General features: G+C 68.6%; 18 protein-coding genes. 9 read left to right on the top strand and 9 right to left on the bottom strand.

The features are described 5' to 3' along the window. Positions 1-20: 20 nt before the first annotated feature. The 3 genes from ACLJOO_RS32340 to ACLJOO_RS32330 all read left to right on the top strand — a co-directional run bounded on the left by ACLJOO_RS32340 (position 21) and on the right by ACLJOO_RS32330 (position 2,270). Complete coding sequence (locus ACLJOO_RS32340; RefSeq protein WP_410791403.1) at positions 21-992, top strand: aldo/keto reductase; 972 nt, start codon at positions 21-23, stop codon at positions 990-992. Between the two features lie 71 nt (positions 993-1,063). Continuing rightward, complete coding sequence (locus tag ACLJOO_RS32335; protein WP_410791401.1) at positions 1,064-1,639, top strand: DinB family protein; 576 nt, start codon at positions 1,064-1,066, stop codon at positions 1,637-1,639. 52 nt (positions 1,640-1,691) lie between these two features. Next, positions 1,692-2,270 carry a dihydrofolate reductase family protein gene (locus ACLJOO_RS32330; protein ID WP_410791399.1) on the top strand — a complete coding sequence of 193 codons (579 nt, stop codon included), beginning with the start codon at positions 1,692-1,694 and terminating at the stop codon, positions 2,268-2,270. 3 nt (positions 2,271-2,273) lie between these two features. Here ACLJOO_RS32330 and ACLJOO_RS32325 read toward each other — a convergent pair whose 3' ends face one another. From ACLJOO_RS32325 to ACLJOO_RS32310, 4 genes are read right to left on the bottom strand one after another with little or no spacing between them, the layout of a single operon-like run. Further along, positions 2,274-3,383 carry an NAD(P)/FAD-dependent oxidoreductase gene (locus ACLJOO_RS32325; RefSeq protein WP_410791397.1) on the bottom strand — a complete coding sequence of 370 codons (1,110 nt, stop codon included), beginning with the start codon at positions 3,381-3,383 and terminating at the stop codon, positions 2,274-2,276. Position 3,384: 1 nt separating this feature from the next. Continuing rightward, complete coding sequence (locus tag ACLJOO_RS32320) at positions 3,385-6,684, bottom strand: LodA/GoxA family CTQ-dependent oxidase (protein ID WP_410791395.1); 3,300 nt, start codon at positions 6,682-6,684, stop codon at positions 3,385-3,387. 25 nt (positions 6,685-6,709) lie between these two features. Next, positions 6,710-7,240, bottom strand: coding sequence for a hypothetical protein (locus ACLJOO_RS32315; RefSeq protein WP_410791393.1), 531 nt, complete (start codon positions 7,238-7,240; stop codon positions 6,710-6,712). 14 nt (positions 7,241-7,254) lie between these two features. Next, entirely contained in the window at positions 7,255-7,485 is a 231-nt protein-coding gene (locus ACLJOO_RS32310; protein WP_410791391.1) for a hypothetical protein, read from the bottom strand. Positions 7,486-7,700: 215 nt separating this feature from the next. On the opposite strand from ACLJOO_RS32310, the gene ACLJOO_RS32305 reads away from it, so the two are divergent. Then, a complete protein-coding gene (locus tag ACLJOO_RS32305; RefSeq protein ID WP_410791389.1) occupies positions 7,701-8,753 on the top strand; it encodes a hypothetical protein in 1,053 nt (350 codons plus the stop codon). A gap of 5 nt (positions 8,754-8,758) precedes the next feature. On the opposite strand, the gene ACLJOO_RS32300 is transcribed toward ACLJOO_RS32305, so the two are convergent. After that, positions 8,759-9,241, bottom strand: a complete 483-nt coding sequence (locus tag ACLJOO_RS32300; protein WP_410791387.1) for a MarR family winged helix-turn-helix transcriptional regulator — start codon at positions 9,239-9,241, stop codon at positions 8,759-8,761. 86 nt (positions 9,242-9,327) lie between these two features. On the opposite strand from ACLJOO_RS32300, the gene ACLJOO_RS32295 reads away from it, so the two are divergent. Continuing rightward, positions 9,328-9,900: an NADPH-dependent F420 reductase gene (locus ACLJOO_RS32295; RefSeq protein WP_410791385.1), complete on the top strand. Its 573-nt coding sequence runs from the start codon at positions 9,328-9,330 to the stop codon at positions 9,898-9,900. On the opposite strand, the gene ACLJOO_RS32290 is transcribed toward ACLJOO_RS32295, so the two are convergent. Next, entirely contained in the window at positions 9,897-10,529 is a 633-nt protein-coding gene (locus ACLJOO_RS32290) for a LysE family translocator (RefSeq protein ID WP_410791383.1), read from the bottom strand. The two genes, ACLJOO_RS32295 and ACLJOO_RS32290, sit on opposite strands and share 4 nt — an antisense overlap. A gap of 126 nt (positions 10,530-10,655) precedes the next feature. Between ACLJOO_RS32290 and ACLJOO_RS32285 the strand changes: the two genes are divergently transcribed. Together ACLJOO_RS32285 and ACLJOO_RS32280 are read left to right on the top strand one after the other, a co-directional pair. Further along, positions 10,656-11,951, top strand: a complete 1,296-nt coding sequence (locus tag ACLJOO_RS32285; protein ID WP_410791381.1) for a BNR-4 repeat-containing protein — start codon at positions 10,656-10,658, stop codon at positions 11,949-11,951. 87 nt (positions 11,952-12,038) lie between these two features. Beyond that, on the top strand, positions 12,039-13,163 hold the full coding sequence (locus ACLJOO_RS32280; RefSeq protein WP_410791380.1) for an MFS transporter: 1,125 nt from the start codon (positions 12,039-12,041) through the stop codon (positions 13,161-13,163). Here ACLJOO_RS32280 and ACLJOO_RS32275 read toward each other — a convergent pair. Beyond that, positions 13,129-13,716 carry a TetR/AcrR family transcriptional regulator gene (locus ACLJOO_RS32275; protein WP_410791378.1) on the bottom strand — a complete coding sequence of 196 codons (588 nt, stop codon included), beginning with the start codon at positions 13,714-13,716 and terminating at the stop codon, positions 13,129-13,131. The two genes, ACLJOO_RS32280 and ACLJOO_RS32275, sit on opposite strands and share 35 nt — an antisense overlap. Before the next feature lie 71 nt (positions 13,717-13,787). On the opposite strand from ACLJOO_RS32275, the gene ACLJOO_RS32270 reads away from it, so the two are divergent. Then, positions 13,788-14,894, top strand: coding sequence for a serine hydrolase domain-containing protein (locus ACLJOO_RS32270; RefSeq protein ID WP_410791376.1), 1,107 nt, complete (start codon positions 13,788-13,790; stop codon positions 14,892-14,894). Here ACLJOO_RS32270 and ACLJOO_RS32265 read toward each other — a convergent pair. After that, entirely contained in the window at positions 14,863-16,302 is a 1,440-nt protein-coding gene (locus ACLJOO_RS32265; RefSeq protein WP_410791374.1) for an alkaline phosphatase PhoX, read from the bottom strand. The genes ACLJOO_RS32270 and ACLJOO_RS32265 overlap by 32 nt on opposite strands. Before the next feature lie 299 nt (positions 16,303-16,601). On the opposite strand from ACLJOO_RS32265, the gene ACLJOO_RS32260 reads away from it, so the two are divergent. Beyond that, positions 16,602-16,856, top strand: coding sequence for a hypothetical protein (locus ACLJOO_RS32260; protein WP_410791372.1), 255 nt, complete (start codon positions 16,602-16,604; stop codon positions 16,854-16,856). Positions 16,857-17,036: 180 nt separating this feature from the next. On the opposite strand, the gene ACLJOO_RS32255 is transcribed toward ACLJOO_RS32260, so the two are convergent. Beyond that, a complete protein-coding gene (locus ACLJOO_RS32255) occupies positions 17,037-18,311 on the bottom strand; it encodes a S8 family peptidase (RefSeq protein ID WP_410791370.1) in 1,275 nt (424 codons plus the stop codon). Positions 18,312-18,314 lie beyond the last annotated feature (3 nt).

Below are 18,314 nucleotides of genomic sequence, written 5' to 3'. Positions count from 1 at the left end.
TGACCTGAGGAGTGCATGACATGCAGTACAGGACACTTGGCAGCCAAGGACTCACGGTCTCGGCGATCGGCTACGGCGCGATGGGTATCACCCTGGCCTACGGTCCCAGTGACGAGAGCGAAGGTATCGCCGCCATCCAGCGCGCCCACGACCTCGGCGTGACCCACTTCGACACCGCCGAGCTCTACGGCTGGGGCACCGGCTCCAATGAGCTTCTGGTCGGTCGGGCCGTCAAGAGCTTCCGCGATGACGTCGTACTGGCGACCAAGTTCGGATTCGACCTGTCCACCGAACCGCTCGGCCTGAACAGCCGCCCGGACAACATTCGCAAGGTCGCCGACAACTCGCTCCGCTACCTCGGCGTGGACTACCTCGACGTCTTCTACCAGCACCGCGTCGACCCCGACGTACCCATCGAGGACGTGGCCGGGACGGTCAAGGAACTGATCGAGGCCGGCAAGGTGAAGTACTTCGGGCTGAGCGAGGCCGGGCCGCAGACCATCCGCCGTGCGCACGCCGTCCAGCCGGTATCGGTGCTGCAGACCGAGTACTCATTGTTCGAGCGCGACGCCGAGCAACTGTTCGCCACCCTCGACGAGCTCGGCATCGGGTTCGTCGCTTACTCGCCGCTGGGCCGTGGATTCATCACCGGCACCGCCAAGCCCGCCGGTCAGTACGATCCCACCGACATGCGGAACGTCGACCCGCGCTGGCAGCCCGGCAACTTCGAGAAGAACGTCGAGGCCGTCGGCCGGCTCGCTGACCTTGCCGCGGCCAAGGGGATCAGTGTTTCCCAACTGGCCCTCGCTTGGCTGCTCACGCGAGGCGAGCACATCGTCTCGATTCCTGGTACCCGCAGCCCTCAGCGTGTCGAGGAGAACACCCGCGCCGCCGATATCACTCTCACCGACACGGACCTCGCAGCCATCCGAGAGATCCTGCCCGACGGCGGTTTCGGCGCACGCTACGCCCAACTGCCCAGCTGGATCTGACCGCGAGCCGTCGGCGGGTGGCTGAACCGGACTCGGGGATCCGCAGCCCCTCTGGCGGCTACGGTCTGGGGATGGGTGTGGACTGGGGTGCCGAGGTAGTCGATCAGATTGTTGCGCACTGGCAGGGGCGGCTTCGGCCACGGCTGGAAGGGCTGACCGACGACGAGTATTTCTGGGAGCCGGTGGCCGACTGCTGGACGGTGAGTCGGCGCGGGCACAGTACGGCGGCGATCTCCTTCGGGGCGGGCGAGTTCACGATGGACTACGCCGAGCCGCCGTACGAGCGGGAGCCGGTGACGACGATCGCTTGGCGGATGGCGCATTTGATCGGCGGGCTCGCGTCGACGAACGGCAAACAGTTCGGGCGTACGCCGGTCAGCGAGGAGACGTTCTGCTACGCGGGGACTGCCGAGGAGGCGTTGCGGCAGCTTGATGCGGAGTACGGGATCTGGATCGACGGCGTACGTCGGCTCGGAACTGCAGGACTCGCGGAGCCGCAGGGGGAGCCGCCCGCGTTCGCCCACGCACCGATGGCCAAGAAGATGCTGTACGCAAACATCGAACTGATCCACCACGGCGCGGAAATCTGCCTACTCCGCGACCTCTACCTGCGCATCGGTGTCGGATCGGGCAGGGGGAGTTCGTAGCAGGGATGAGCGGCCGCTGACGAGAGCGGCCGACGTACCTGAGGAGAGCGTGATGACTGCTACCTATACGTTCGACGTATTTTCCAGCCTCGATGGGTTCGGGGCGCACACCGGTGACTGGGGTGGGTACTGGGGGAAGCAGGGGCCGGAGTTCCTCGAGCGGCGGCTGGCTTTGTACGGCGGGGAGGTGCGGATGGTGTTCGGGGCCACCACTTATCGGGCGCATGCGGAGATGCTGGCGGCGAGTTCCGAAGGAGACGAGGCTCGGGACGCGTGGGTCACCCGGATGCGGGAGATGCCGGCGACGGTGGTCTCGAGCACGTTGCAGGAGCCGCTCGACTGGCCGGATGCGACGGTGGCGAGCGGGGATGTCGTCGAGATCGTTGCCCGGCTGAAGGAAGAGTCCGACGTACCGTTGCGGTCGCATGGCAGTTTGTCGTTGAACCGGGCGCTGATGGCCGCCGGCCTGGTCGATCGCGTTCAGGTGACGGTGTTCCCGGTGATCACCGGCCAGACCGGGACGGATCCGGTGTTCGGGGGCGCGGCCGACTTCGACCTCGAACTCCTCGAGACCCGCACCCTCGACGGCAACACTCAGGAGCTCATCTACCGCCCCACGCTGCATGGCTGAGGGTCAGGACGCGACTGGGAGTTTTCGGCGGGTCCAGAAGGGGGTTGGGTGGGGGAGGGCTACGGCGTAGTAGTCGGCTCGGGTGGACAGGTAGGTGGTGCACTCGGTGTTTCGGGTGGACTCGTAGGTGGTGAGGGGGGTGGGGTCGGCGGGGTGGAGCAGCAAGTGGGCGGCTGTTGTTGCGGCGGCTTCGGCGGTGCGGAGGGCTCGGGGTACGCCGCTACCTGAGATGGGGTCGACCGCGAGAGCGGCGTCGCCGACCGCGAGCCACGGGCGGATGTCGCCAGGCCGCACCAGCCGATGACTGGCAGCCGAATAGACCCGCGGAGCGGTCGGCAGACGGGCGGCCTCGACGCGGAGGGCGGTTGCGGTGGTGGAGGTGAGGTGGGTGCGCCAGGGGTTCGGGGCGGTGAGGTTGTGGTGGCGGCAGATGTCGGCGTCGGTCATGAGCATGCCGACCATCACGTTTCCGGGGAGTGGTGCGGTGTACCACCAGCCATCGGGGACCGACTCGATCAGCAGGTACTGCTCGGCGGTGACGTCCACGCCGCTCCATTGGGCGGTGATCCCGACCAGGTGGTCGAAGGCGATGCGTCGTGCGCAGAGCGACCGCCCGATGGTGGCCGAGCGGCCGGTCGCGTCGATCAGCACTCGGGCGGTCAGGCGGCGGCCGTTGGAGCACGTGAGTTGCCACCTCCCGTCGTACGCGCAGGAGCTGAGTGACGTGCCGAGCGAGACCGACGCGCCGGCCTCGGCTGCTGCGTCGAAGAGCATTCGGTCGAACAACCGGCGATCAACATGCCAACCGCTGGCCTGACCGGTTTCGAGGTGTGAGTGCGCGGCCGGTTCCGTGCTGCTCCAGATGCTCCGCGTGCCCCACGACGGTAACGGGCCCAAGGCAACGAACCGTTCCCAGACCCCGAGGTCCCGCAGCAACGGCTGGACGCTGGGCGCAAGCGTCTCGCCGACACGAGGCCGGTCGAAGCGGCTCCGCTCCAGCAACGCGACGGAGAACCCCGAACCAGCCAGCCGCAGGGCGGTCGCTGCGCCGGCGGGACCTCCGCCGGCGACAACGACGTCGTACGCCGTGACCATGTCGGCCAAGTCGACCATGTCAGCAGCCGCAACCGCGCAGGCACTTGCGGAGTGCGTCGAGGTCGAACCCGAGCCGCCGCAGCCGCTCGATCAGCTTCTCGTCGATGACCTCGCCCTTGAACAGGCAGGACAACCACTCGCAGAAGGAATCACCGCTAGGAGGAGCCGGTGGGTTGTCGCCGCCACGCCACACGGCCGCGGTCAGCGTACGTTCCCGCGTGAACGGCCGTCCCACGCGAGTACGCCCACGGGCGCGCACGCGGATTCGGTAGACACCAGGCAACGTCGTACCGAAGCTTGCCGCGAACTCACCCGCCGCGACCTGGTCCAGCACCAGCGTTGCCGGCGACCCGTCCGGGCGCGTCACGTCGGCCCACACCGAAGGATCGCCGTCGACCGGTACGCCGGACTGCGTGAGCGTCGCGTTGATCGTCACCTCGGCGCCCGGCTCGAAGGATCGCTGGTCGGCGGCGGCGCGCAGCGACACGTTCGAGTAGGAGTGCACCACCAGGCTGTACGGAAGACCGCGCCGCCCAGGCTGCTCACCCTCGGCCGGTTCGTTCGCGACCGCGAAGGCCCGCTCGAACTCGAACGGCCGCCGCGCAGGCTGAGCCGATGGAGCCGATCGCACCGGCTGGTTGGCCCGGCCGCGGAGGATCGACAGGTCCACGCCATCGGAATCATCAGGGGTCCTCCCGGTATGCGGTCGCCCGATCGTCAGTAACGCGTGCCAGGTCCCGGCCTGGTCGAAGCGGCCCGGCCGGAGCTGGACGGGCAGCGTGATCCGGTAGTACGCGACGCCGTCGCCGGTCACGTACCGCATGGCCGGCTCCGCCTGCGCCCGCCACGGTTCGATCAGCAGGCCGTTCGGCGTCTGCAGCCGGAAGTCGACGGCCTCCGGACGCGGCGTCAGCAGTACGACGTCCACACCCGAGTCGCCGTCGGAGAGCTGGAACGGGATGCGGTGCACCGCGCCGACACTCAGCTCACCGTCCGGGTCGAGCACCACCTCGGCGTTGCTGATCCCCGCCAGGACCTGCAGGAAGTACTTCTGCAGCAGGAACCTGTTGTCGGTGGTGATCGCGCCGGTCACCAGCAGGTACCCGCCGTTGTTGCCGGAGATGGTCTGCAACGCGGGCACGCTGATGTTCTGCGGCTGCCCGAGCCCGACGGCGTACGTGCGCTCGTTGATCTGCGCGGCGACGTCGGAGATCGCGCGGGGACTGTTCTCGATGCCGTCGGTGAGGACGACCAGCGATTTCACGTCGTACGGCGGTGCCGCGTCGAGCAGCGCGCGGCCCTCGAAGATGCCGTCGCCGATGGACGTCGCGCCCTGCGGATCGAGTCCGTTGCCGTTGATCGTGTCGTGGGTCGCGTTGCGGTTCACATCGGAGAGCCCGCCCGCGCCGAGCTCGAGGACGGACTGCAACGGCTGCGCGTCCTCGTTGTAGCGGACGATCCCGACACCGTCGCCTTCGAGCATCAGGTCGACGAAGATGTTCGCGGCCTGCTGCAGCGCCACGTGTTTGCTCTGACCGTCCCCGCGGTCCTCACTCATGCTCCCCGAGCGGTCGAGCACCAGTGCGGTGGCCGCCGTCGTACGCGCAACGGTGTTGCCGGTGACCGTCACGTTCCAGGTCTGACCGGACGCGGCCTCGCGGACCGTGAGTACCTGCGGCGGAATGGACGACGGCGCCGCGCCGGTCCGGTACACGACCCACAGCCGAGCAGTCGCCACACCGTTGGGCGCGGTCGGACCGACGGTGACCGAGGTAGTGGCGGCGACCAACTGAGGATGCGCCGGCGCACCTCCAGGCGCGTAGTCGAGCGTGACGGCCGACCCGGGCGACAGCACCTCGAAGCTGATCGCCAGCGCGGCCTCGCGCACCATGCCCATCGGCCCCTGCGGTACGTCGACGAAACGCAACTCCGGCGTGAGCAGCGTGATCGACGACTCGTCGCAGTGCTCGACCTCGACGTGCTCGGCCCCTTGCTCGACGACGAACCCGAGCGTGTGCCACAGCGTCACCATGTCGTCCATGCTCGCGACGTCACGATCCCAGCGGGCCTGGCTGCCGGTGTCCTGCGCGATCACGTCGTTCGGCCGCGGGACCGGCCACCAGTTGTCACCGCATGCCTTGAAGTCGGCGTGCCACGGCAACGCCATCGCCTGGCTGATCGTGCCGGCGGTGGACGAGATCCGGAACGCCGCGGGGTACGACGTCTCGATGATCGGCCGGTCGCCCGCGGACAGGCCGCCGGCCTCGATCCCGGGGAAGAACGCGCCGCCGACGCAGGCCTCGAGTGCCGCGCGATCCATGCCGTCCGGGGTCAGGTCGGTCTGCGGTTCCGGTACGTCGATCCAGTCTGGAGTGTAGTTGCCTGCCTGCCAGCGCTGCATGTGCGCGTACTGCGTCGGCGTCAGCGCGGAATCGCTGCCGTTGAGCCGAGGCATGTCGCCGGGCGGTCGCAGCCGCGCGAAGATCGCGTCGACGAGCGGCTGCGACGTCACCGGATCCGGCCAGCTGTGCGCGCCGAAGATCCCTTCCACCCACCGCATGTCGCGGGCGCGCTGCAGGATCGGATAGACGTCGTTCGTGTACGACGTCGTGGTCGGCGCCGGCACGTGTCCGAGGTCGATCATGTGCTGCAGGACCCGGTCGTAGAGCGTGGTCACACTGTCCTGGTGCGGCGCGAACTTCGGCGGCGCGACGATCGCCCAGGCGCCCACGACCGACGGCGTCGAGTTGTCCGAGCGCAAGGTGATGGTCGCGGTCACCGGTCCGTCCGACACGTCGTCGTACCAGCCGGCGTTTCCCCAGAAGCTGCCGATCACGTTGCCGGCTGGTGACGCGGCGGCGCCGTGCCCGCCGAGGACGAGCAGGTGGTTGTCGTCGTCGCTGCGGATCTCGCCGAGCGGCACCGTCACCGACGGCTCGCCGGAGAAGTCGATCGTGCCGGTGTCGAACAGCTCCCGCTGATCGGGCCCGGTCAGGGTCCGCGGGCCCGGGTCGATCGTGAGCTGACCGATCGGCTCGCTGTTGCCGCGGTTCGGGTGCGCGGCCTTGGCGTTCACCAGGTGAACGGTCCACGAGATCTCGGCGGAGGCGTCGTCGAGCTCCTCGACGCTGCCGTCGTCGTGGTGCGCGAAGATCCGGAAGCGCGCCGCCTGCCGCTTGACCCGGCACTGTGCGTCCTTGAACCCGCCCGGCGGCTCCGGTCGTTCGCCGAGGTGCTCCGGTCCGACGAAGAACTCGTCCGGACTGTTGCCGACCCGGGCGATGCCGATCGCCGGATGGATCTTGTACGTCGTGGCCATTCTTTTCTCCCCCTGAGTAAGTGCGTTAGCTGGTTCGTGAACGTCGGTCGAGCATGGTGCGGAGGCGGCGCAGGACCTGGTCGGTGAACAGGCCGGCCAGGCAGCCGGTCAGCACGAGTACGGCGACCGCGGCGCTGGACGTGCTGTCGTCGCCGATGCTGAGCAGGCCGGTGTTGACGGCGATCACCGAGACGGAACCGAGCAGGGCGGACCAGAGCGGCCGCATGACGTACCACGCGACCGGATGATCCGGCGTGGCGTTGCGAGCGAACGCCATACTCTGCTGGATCACGCTGCCGACCGCGCCGGCGGCGGCGCCGACGATCAGCAGACTCATGTTCAGCGTGATCGCGAGGTGCGCGACCGACTGGCTGGCGACCCGGTGCGGTCCGACGATCTCCTGAGCCGCGACGAGCCGTTCCGCGAGACCGTACGCCGCGACGAGACACGGCAGGGCGACGACGGCCTCGGTGATGTTGATGGCGACGATCACGCGCCGCGTATTCCGCCGTACGGCAGTGGTCCGTTTCCGCTGTGGCCCGAGTGTGTTGCTCATGACAGTCCCTCCCCCTACTCGGACGGAGCATCCGACCCGCCGTCGCGATACATACCGGCGTTGTCCGTTGGTAGCGTTCGATGGGTGTGCCAGACGGCGTGGACGAGGTCCGCTACTGCGCGGAGAATCGCCACGCGTTCCTGCGGAGCCGACCCGCGGAGCGCGACGATGACGACGGCGACAGTTGTCGTCGCCGCCACTGTCGTGATAGCGAGCGGTACGACGGCGTACACAACGGAATCCATGGCACTCTCCAACGCTCCGGCCACCCGTGGCGGCCTCCCACGTCGATTCAACGAGTCCCGGGACCGGCAGGCGAAGAGTTACCGGACCAACCGGACCAGTCTGGTGAATCCGCAGGTCAGACGGGTGTCCGCCACCGGTCCGGCCGGACTGACCGGATCGAAGGCGGCCGTCGTTGGCCGATAACCAGGCACCTGGTCCCGGCAGACGCCTGCTGATGGGGGAGCTCGCCGACCTCGAGGCGCGTGCGCTGAGACCTGCCCGGACCAGGAAGCAGGCGATCGCCGAGGCGAACCGGCGGCGGGCCGGTCGCGGTGAGCCGCCGCTGAGCAGCAGCACGGTCAGCGACTGGTTCAAACGCGGCACACCGGCGCGGGACTTCGCGAACCTGTGGAGCCTGATCGACGTACTGATCGAGTGGGCCGAATCCCCTCCGCGGACAGCGCGGCGAGACCCGGCTGTCGTCAAGCAGGTGCTGCAACGACGCTGGTCGCTGCTCTGGGAGTCGGCCCGTGCCGAGCAGTTGCGGACCCAGCCCAGCCCTCAGCCCAGCCCTCAGCCCAGCCCTCAGCCCAGCCCTCAGCCCAGCCCTCAGCCCAGCCCTCAGCCCGGCCCTGAGATCAAGCCGGTCACCGTGGCGCCGCCGCGCTTGGCTCGGACGCTGACCTCGACCTACTTCGAGCGTTCCATCGATATCACGGACCTGCTGGGCGGCGCACTGGCCGGGGTTTCCCGCTCCGAGAACCGCAACGGCTGGGAACTGCTGTCACCGATACCGCTGAAGTCGGTCAAGGCGAGTTGGCCGCTCCGGCATCACGATCACGTTGTCGGCATCCTGAAGTGGGTCCGGGACGACGAGGGGCACGAGGGTTGGGAGCTGGCGCTGCCGGACGGGCGCTGGGCGCCCGTGGACGAGGACTCCAGCTACGGTTTCCCGATCCGGAACTGGCCGTACCGGTACCTGTCTCCGCCACCCGCACTGCACGCCGACGGCAGACGATGGTGGTGGGCCGATCCGGCCGACGTTCTCGTGACCCACGCCGGCTGGCACTACTGCCCGCAGGCCGCGCTGTCCACTCTCTTCCAGTTGGTCGACGAGGGGGTCTCGGCGGAGGAGGCCTCCCATGTCGTCCACATCGTCCCGGCTGTCGGCGAGCATCTGGTACGACGGGCACAGGAGAACCGTCGCCACTCCGGTGAACCGCTCGTCGCACAAGTGGACGACTTCCTGCCCATCCAGGAAGCCGACTGGGACGTCGGCCTGGTCTGAAGACGTCAGCGGCGATACACGGCGCTGAGGTTGCCGTCGGGGTCGACCGATTCGAGGATCGCGCCGGTGATCTCGGCCAGCTGGGTGATCTGTTCGGGCGTTAGTACGTCGATCACGTGCTGACGGACCGTCTCGACGTGGCCGGGCGCGGTCGCTCGGATCTTCTTCCAGCCGGCCGCGGTCAGTTGGGCGTTGGTGGCGCGGGCGTCTTCCGGACAGGGGAACCGCTCGACGATCCCGCGGTCCTCGAGGCGCTTCACCACATGTGACAGCCGGGGGAGCGTGGCGTTGGTCCGCTGCGCCAGCGCGGTCATCCGCAGCGTCCGCTTCGGCGCCTCGGACAGCATCGCCATCACGTAGTACTCGTAGTGCGTCAGCTCGGCGTCCCGTCGCAGTTGCGAGTCGAGGACACCGGGCAGCAGCTCGAGTACGGCGGCCAGCCGCACCCAGGCCGTCATCTCCGCATCGTCCAGCCACCGTGTGCTCACGAAAAACATTCTGCCACACATGGTTGTAGCTACAACCATTTACCGCTATCGTGATGGTTGAAGGTACAACCAAAAGGAGCGAGAACATGACGCACGTCAGCATCATCGGCAGCGGGAACATGGGACAGGCGATCGCGGCCGTCGTCGCCAAGGGCGGCAACACCGTCGAGCTGTTCAACTCCACCGACAAGGACAAGCCGGTCACCGGTGAGGTCGTGATCCTCGCGACGCCGTACCCGGCCTTCGACCAGGTGCTCGCCGACCGGGCCGACCAGCTGGCCGGCAAGGTCGTCGTCGACATCAGCAATCCGCTGAACTTCGAGACCTTCGACTCGCTGGTGGTTCCCGCGGACGGCTCCGCGGCCGCCGAGCTGGCGACGCAGCTGCCGGACTCCAAGGTGCTGAAGGCCTTCAACACCAACTTCGCCGCCACGGTCGCGACCGGGAAGGCCGGCGAGGCGCCGACGACCGTACTGATCGCAGGTGACGACGCGGACGCCAAGGCGCAGCTGGCCGGCATCGTCTCCGCCGGCGGACTGAAGGCGGTCGACGCCGGTGCCCTGAAGCGCGCCCGCGAGCTCGAAGCCGCAGGCTTCCTTCAGCTCACCCTCGCCGTCGGCGAGAAGGCCTCCTGGACGGGCGGCTTCAACCTCGTCTAACGCAGGAGCGCTAGACGAACGCCGAGTCCGATGAAGATGCCGCCGGTGGCGGTGTCGATCCGGCGCCGGGCGGTACGACGGGTGCGCAGCCAGTTCCCGATCCGCCCGGCCAGCAGGCCGACGGTCCCGTCGACCAGGAACTCGAGCACGATCAGGATCGCCCCGAGGATCGCGAACTGCAGCCACACCTGGCCCCGCGCCGGCACCACGAACTGCGGCAGGAACGCGATCGTGAACGTGACCATCTTCGGGTTCAGCAGGTTCGTGGTCAGTCCGGCCAGGTACGCCTTCCGTCCGGACATCGCGGCCTCACCGTCCGGCCCGTCGTCGACGGCGTCGTTGCGGTGCCGGATCATCTGCACGCCGAGATAGACGAGGTACGCCGCGCCGGCGATCCGGACCGCGGTGAACGCGACCGGCACCGCCGCGAACAACGCGGCCAACCCGGCCGCGGCCACCGCGACATGCACCGCCTCACTCGTCGCCACCCCGGCCGTCGCCAGCAGGCCGGCCCGCGGCCCGCTGCGTATCCCGCAGCCGAGGATGAACAGCATGTCCGGTCCGGGCGTGATCATCGCGATCGTCGTGGTCAGCAGAAACGCGAGCAGTAGGTGCTGGTCGATCGGCATACCCCGATCCTCGCACCGCGCGCGATACGGGGACCCGTCATCTCACCGTCGAACAAGCGGCTTGAGCTGACCAGATGGTGGCAAACGCTTACCCATGGCGTCGGTTCCCTGCCACACTGGGTGGCCATGGATGCGGCTCGGGTGATCAACGACAACGGTGCATGGTGCTGGTTCCAGGATGAGCGGGCGGTGGTGGATCCGGACGGCGGAGTGCTCGTCGTCGGGTCGATCGCCGCGCCGGAGGGGCCTGGGGGAGACGCGCGGGCAGGCAATGTCGAGCTGACCGTGGTGGACTTGCACACCGGGTCGGCGGAGGTCGTCGTACTGCATGAGCGGTTCGAGGCCGACGACCATGACGTGCCGGCGTTGTGGCGACGCCGGGACGGGCGCTGGCTGGCCGTGTACACGAAGCACAAGACCGACGACCTGACGCGGTGGCGGGTGAGTGAGCCGGGCGATCCGCGGAAGTGGGGCCCGGAGCAGACGTTCGACTGGAGCGAGTTCACCGGCGGCCGCGGCGTCACATACTCGAACCTGCATGAACTCGACGGCCGGTTGTACTGCTTCGCGAGAGCGGTCAACGACGACCCGTGCGCACTCGTGTCCGACGACGAGGGCGATACCTGGACGTACGCCGGGAAGCTCTTCACTCGCCCGAAGATCGGCTACGTCAACGGCTACACCCGCTACGTGTCTACGCCTACGCGCGTGGATCTGATCACGACGGATCACCACCCGCGCGACTACAACAACTCGATCTACCACGGGTACCTGGAGGCCGGCGCGCTACACCGGACCGACGGGACCGTGGTGGACGAGATCGCACTGGACGCCGACGCGCCGTCGCAGGTGGAGCTGACCACGGTCCTCGCCGCGGACTCGGTCTGGGACGGCGAGCCGATGACGCACTGCTGGACCGTCGACATCCGCCGCGCCGACGACGGCACTCTCGCGGCGATCCTGCTGGCCCGGCACGACACCCCGGAAACGCCAGAGAGCGCTTTCGCGCGGGATCATCCAGTGCCGGATCACCGGTTCTTCTACGCGCGGCTCGCCCCGGGTGGGACGTGGCAGGTGCAGCAACTGGCCAAGGCCGGGCATGGTCTCCTGCCGCACGAGAACGACTACACCGGCCTGGTCGCGATCGACCCGTACGACCTCGACTCGCTCTACGTCTCGACCCCGATCGACCCACGCGATGGTGCTGCGCTGAAGCACCACGAGATCTTCCACGCTCGTACGACGGACGGCGGGATCACGTGGGCGTGGACACCGGTCACCGAGAACTCGACCGCCGACAACCTCCGCCCGATCGTCGCGCCGGGTGATCCGAGTCGCGTGCCGCTGCTGTGGTTCCGCGGCCACATGACGGCCTCCCAGCACTACGACTGCGAGATCGTCCTCCTCGACAAGCCCCGGTAGTTCTCCGGAAACAAATCTGCACCAGGCGGCAAAGAAGTTCCGGAAACCCGGTGCAGCATAGATGGTAACGAGCGGTATTATCTGCGCATGACGGTTCCGGTGCGACGGTTGTGGGCGGCGGTGCTGTGTGGGTATCTGGCGTTCGGGGCGGCCTTGCAGGCGTTGCCGTCGTACGTGCCGGAGAAGTTCGGCGGCGGGGCGCTGGCGAGTGGGACCGCGGTCGGGATGGCGTTCCTCGCGACCGCGTGCGGGCGGCCGTTCGCGGGGTGGCTGGCTGACGCAGGCTGGTCGCGTCCGGTGGTCGTCGCCGGGGGACTGCTCGCAGCTCTTGGGGGCCTCGGGCAACTGCTGGCGCCGAACTTGGGTGTGCTGCTGCTCGCTCGTCTGGTGATGGGCGCGGGCGAGGCGGCGCTGTTCTCGGCTGCACTGCCCTGGGTTCTGGCGGGTACGCGGATGGCGCAGCGCGGTCGGTTGGCGGGCTGGTTCGGCTTGTCGATGTGGGGCGGTCTGGCCGCCGGTCCATTACTCGGAACACTTGTTGGAGATTGGGTTTGGTGGGCGGTTGTTGCGCTGTCCGCGACGTCGGCCGTCCTGGTGCTGACAACGCGTGATCCGGGTCGGGGTGAGCATTTGGCGCGGATCCGGGGGATCCGGGATCTGGTGCCGCAGGGAGTCCCGTTGCCGGGGGCAATTATCGGGCTGGCGGCGTACTGCTACGGGACGGTGGCGGCGCTGCTTGTGCTGCGGCTCCGGGCCGGTGGGATCGGTGTCGACGACGTCGCGTTGGCAGTCTTCGCGGCGACCTTCTTGGTGGTGCGGTTTGCCGGTAGTCCATTGGTCGATCGGTACGGCGGTCGCGTGGTCGCGGCCTCGACCGTCGCCGTGGAGATCGTCGCGCTGGTCGGGATCGCCCAAGCGAACGGGCCGGTCGGCGCAACGATCTCCATCGCGCTGGCCGGGCTCGGGCTCGCGTTGGTCTACCCGGCCTGTGTCTCGATGACCTTGGACCGGGTGCGGGGTTTGCGTCCCGGGGTGTCGATGGGCGTGATGACGTCGTTCTGGGATCTCGGCGTGATGGCGGCCGGTCCGCTCGGTGGCTTCGTCGCCGAGCAGGCCGGGTTCCGCGCGGCGTTCCTGGTGGCCGCCGGCGCGGGACTCGCGTGCGTCGTCGTACTGCTCAGAATGCCGCGTCGAGCAGTGTCTCCACGATGACCCGCGCCTCCGCGCCCAGACCGGGGTCCTGATCCACCGCGCTGATCAGCGTCGCACCCTCCAGTACGACGACCAACTGCCGCGCGGATGCTTTCGGATCGCGTGCCCCGGCCTCGCTCAACAGTCGCTCGAAAAGCGAGCGGTAGAAGGCGAGATGGTCCTGCGCGAGCCGCCGAGGTGCGCCCTCGTGCCCGCGGTCCTCGGTGGCCGCGTTCATCATCGCGCAGCCGCGGAACCCGGCTTCGGCGTACCAGCTCGCGACCAGGTCGAAGACGACGAGAATGCGCTCTTTCGCGTTCCCGCCGGCTTGCTCGACGGCCTCGTTGTGCCACGCCCGGACCCGCTGCGTGCGGTCGGTGAGCACCGCCTCGACCAGCCCCTCTTTGGAGCCGAAGTTCTTGTAGATGGTGAGTTTCGACGCACCGGCCGCCTCGACGACCTCGTTGATCCCGGCCGCATGGATCCCGCGCCGGCCGAACACGTCCGCCGCCGCCTTCAGGATCCGGGCCTTCGTCGCCTCGGGATCCAGCCGTTCCCCCGCCTTGACCGGCATCGGGTCACCACCTCCACGCCCCACCATACCGAGCTGGACCTAGTTAAGAACGATCGGTACTATCATCTCTTATGTGGACAGCAGCGGGATACGAGGACGTCGCCGAGGCGTTCCAGCGGAACTTCACCGAGCGCGGCGAGCTGGGCGCGGCGTTCGCGGCGTACCACCGGGGCGAGCTGGTGGTCGACCTGTGGGGCGGTACGGCGGACCCGGACACCGGCCGGGCGTGGGATCGCGACACCGTGCACCTGATGTTCTCCGGGACGAAGGGCCTCACGAGCGCGTGCATCCTGCTGCTGGTGCAGCGCGGCCAACTCCAGCTGGACGATCCGGTCAGCCGCTACTGGCCCGAGTTCGGTGCCGAGGGCAAGGAACGTATGACGATCGCGCAGGTGCTGTCCCACCAGGCCCGGCTCGCGTGGGTCGAGGCCGGGTACGCCGATATGTTCGAGCACGACGCGATGGCGGCGCATCTGGCTGCGCAGGCGCCGGCGTCCGACCCGCGCGCCGGGTTCATGTACCACGCGGTGACCTGGGGCTGGCTGCTGGACGAGCTGGTACGACGAGTGGACGGGCGCACCGTGGGGCAGTTCTTTGGGGACGAGTTCGCCAAACCGCTGAGGCTCGAGGTGTGGATCGGCCTGCCGGAGGAACTGCACTGGCGGGCGGCCACGATGGTCGCGCCGGACGGCGTACTCGTCGACGGGCCGTGGAGCGAGCTCAACCGGCCGAATCCGCTGTGGATCCCGGGCTCGGAGAAGATCTGGAACAGCGGCGAGTACCGCACCGCCGGGCTGGCCGCGGTCGGCGGGTACGCGACGGCTCGCGGGATGGCGCGGTTCTACGCGTCGATGCTCGGCGAGGTGGACGGCGTCCGCGTTCTGGCGCCGGAGACTGTCGCGCTGGGCCGCCGCGAGATTCGACGGGGAACCGAACCGACGTGGGGGAGTGAGCTGAGGTACGGAGCCGGCTACGAGCTGCAGACCGGCGACGGGCGGATGGGCGACCAGCCCGACGCCTTCGGTCACGCTGGAGCGGGCGGCTCGCGACACGGCGCCTGGCCGGGTCGCGAGACCGCCTTCTCCTATCTGATGAACGAGGTGCGCATGGGTCCTGACGACCGATCGCTCACGCTCTTGGGAGCACTCAGCCGAGGTAGTCGCGCCACGGTCCGGTGATGGCCAGCGTGATACCCGGCGTCTGGATGTTGACGAAGAGCACCTTGCCGTCCGCGGAGAACGTCGGGCCGGTGAACTCCGAGTCGTTCAGCATGTTCCGGGCGATGGCGTACGTCGGTCCGCCCGGCGTCGCGCTCAGCACGTGGCTTGCGGCCTGACCGTCCTCGGCGAGGATCAGCGAGCCCCACGGCGTCACGGTGACGTTGTCCGGGCCGTCGAAGTTGAGGTCCTGGAACTTCGACTCGAGGGAGTCGGCGGCGGTGTTCTCCGGGAAGTACGTGACCAGCTGGATGGTCTTGGCGTCGTAGTTGTAGAACCAGACCATGCCGTCGTGCGGGACCGCGTCGGCGGGCAGGTCGGCGGTGCCGGACTCGGCGTACGAGTTCACGACGTACACGCCCTGCTTGGTGCCGTAGACGCCCTCGAACTTCTTGCCGCGGGTGATCTGGCCGTCGGTGAACTGCTTGCGCACCGACGTCGTGGCGCCGTCGCGGTCCGGCACCGGAACCCACGCAACCCGGAACGGGCGGAGCAGCTGGGCCGACGTCAGGTACGCGACGTCCGGGATCGGCTTGCCGTCGTCACCGAGGATGGCCAGCGCCTCGAGGGTGCCGAAGTCCTTGTTCTGCAGGTCCTGCCAGCTGCGCGAGCTGAGCCGGTAGCCGCGCGGCGCCGACCAGCGGTAGAAGGTGCCGTTCGGGCCGGAGGCGTCCTCGGACAGGTAGATGTGCGTGCGGTCCTCGTCGATCGCGAGCGCCTCGTGGGCGTACCGGCCGAGCGCCTTCAGCGGCACCGGGTGCGCGGTCTTCCCGTCGCCCCAGACCTCGAAGACGTACCCGTGGTCCTTCAGCCGGGTGGTGCCGTTGGCCTTGTTCTCGGTCTCCTCGCAGGTCATCCAGGTGCCCCACGGCGTCGGGCCGCCGGCGCAGTTCGTCAGGGTGCCGGAGATGCCGACCCATTCGCCGAGGTTGGTGCCGTCCCGGTCGACGTCGATGACCGTGCAGCCGCCGGCCGCGCCGACACCGGTGTCGTACACGGTGCCCTCGATCTGCGGCACGCCGAGCGGGCCGGTGGCGCTGATCTCGTGGTTCTGGATCAGGCGGTAGTGGCCACCGTTGCTGAAGACGGCGGTCCCGTCGTGCGCGTTCGGGGTCACCTGGCCGCTCTTCAGCTTGGTTTCGCCGGCCTTGGTGACGACCTTGTACTTGAAACCGGCCGGCAGCGCGAGGAGGCCCTTCGGGTCGTCCAGCAGCGGCGGGAAGGGCTTGTGCTGCGGGAACGGCGAACGGTCGCCGTGCGAGGCCGGCGCGGCCTCGGCGAGCGTCGGCACGGCGCCGACGGTGGTGAAGCCGACTCCGGCGGCGCCGACGGCGGCACCTCGGAGGACGGAACGACGATCGACAGACATGGCTTGACTCCTGCTGACTACGTGGACGGGACGTTGCCGTGATCCTTCACTCCGGCGGCTGACGGACGGCAAACAGAACTTGAACAAAAGGTCTGCAACGAACCGGCGGGGAACGGCGTCTACTGTGGGAGGTGATCATGATGCGCAGTGTGACGACCGTGCTGGCGGCAGCCGTACTTTTGGTTGCGTGTGGCAATGAATCCGTGACTGGAGGACAACCGTCGATGACGCCTAGCAGTAGCAGCAATAGCCCCAGTAGCAGCCCCAGTAGTTCCGGGCCGGCGAGCCCGGGCGGCAGTGTGGTCGACCAAGCCAAGGCTGACCTCATCAAGCGGCTGGGGGTGGACGCGGCACAGGTGTCCGTCGTCAGTTCCGAGGAAGTCACCTGGCCCGACGGAAGCCTCGGCTGCCCGGAGCCGGGGATGCGCTACACCCAGGCGCTCGTGCCGGGGAACCGGACGGTCCTCGAGGCCGGCGGGAAGCAGTACAGCTACCACTCCGGCGGTCACCGGGCGCCGTTCCTCTGTGAGCAGCCGCAGCCGCCGACTCGTTGAAAACTTTCCTGATAACCGGGTGTATCAATCCGCACCGAGGGTGACTCCGCAGAAGTGGGGGGGAAGCCCTCGGGCCGTTGCAGGGGGGAGGGCGGCGCAGGGGCACGCAAGAGGGGGAGCTGACGCGGTGCGTGAGTCCGGGCGGTCAGGCCGGAAATCCGCACCGCGTCGGCGCGTTGTTCAGTTCTCGCCGAGTGAGGCCAGTGCGTCGCCGGCTCGCAGGACGGGACCGGTGCCCGGCTCGGGCTGTGTGAGTGCGAACGCCAGCAGCGCGTCCGCCGCCTGCTTGGCGCTCTCACCGGTGACCGACATCCGGCCGGCGATCAAGCCGGCAACGAGCGGCGTCGCGAACGACGTACCGCTCCATCGGGCCATCCCGGCGAACGAGCGCAGGTCGCCGGTGTTCGGCGGTTCGGTGCACACGTAGTCGCCGGTCAGGAACGCGTTCACCAGGTGCTCGCCCGGTGCGTAGACGTCGACCCAGCCGCCGAAGTTGCTGAACGACGCCCGGTCCCGCCCGTTGTCCGCCAGCGCCCCGACACCGACGGCCTCCGGGAACGCGGCCGGCCAGAAGTAGTCCCTGGACGACTCGTTGCCCGCCGCGGCGACCAGCGTGAGGCCGTTGACGCGGTTCAGCCGGGTCTGGACGAAGACGTCCAGAGCGAGCGGCGCCAGGTCGAACCGCGTCCTGGTGCCCGCCGACAGGCTGATGATGTCCGGCGCCAGATCGAGGATTTCGTCCAGTGCCTGCGCGAGATCGAACTCCCACATCGCTCCGGCGGTGGTGAAGTAGCTCTTCACCACGATCTCCACGTTACGCGCGATCGCCCGCATCACACCGGCAATGAAGGTCCCGTGGCCGGCGTACGGCTTGATGTGTCCGGCCCCGTCGAACGCGTTCTCAAGATCGCCGGTCACCCCGGTCAGCCAGTACGCCGCCGGCGCGTCGGACCAACCCACATCGAGTACGACGACCTTCACCCCGCGACCGTCCGCGGCGCCCGCGGACAGGAACGGTGTGGGCAGCACCGGGTCCGGCGGAGTACCGGGCATGACCTCCTCGGGCTCGGTCGCCGGGCACGGGCTGACGCTCGGCGTCACGTAGAACAGGTGCTCCGGGGTGACGACACCGCGTCCGAGCCGCAGGTCGGCGTACTTGAGGAATCGTTGGGTGAGCGAACGATCTTCCGGTGCTTCGGGCGGCACGCGGTCCGGCAGCAGCAGCCGGGTGACACCGCCGATCCCGCCCTCGTCCGGGCGGCCGCCCTGGAAGAGCTCGATCACGCGCGGGACGTCCTTGTCGCGGACCAGGACCACTCCGGTGCGATACAGGTAGTCGGCCCCCTCCGGCCGCTTCTCCCAGTCTTCCGGGAACACCTCGACCTGGCGCTCGAATGCGGCCAGAATCAGCTCGATTTGGGCAATGTACTTTCGGTCGGTCGTTTGATTTTCCATTTC

Origin of the sequence: Kribbella sp. C-35 (assembly GCF_046549195.1) — a bacterium.
GTDB lineage: Bacteria > Actinomycetota > Actinomycetes > Propionibacteriales > Kribbellaceae > Kribbella.
This window is presented reverse-complemented; position numbering and strand designations above follow the sequence as displayed.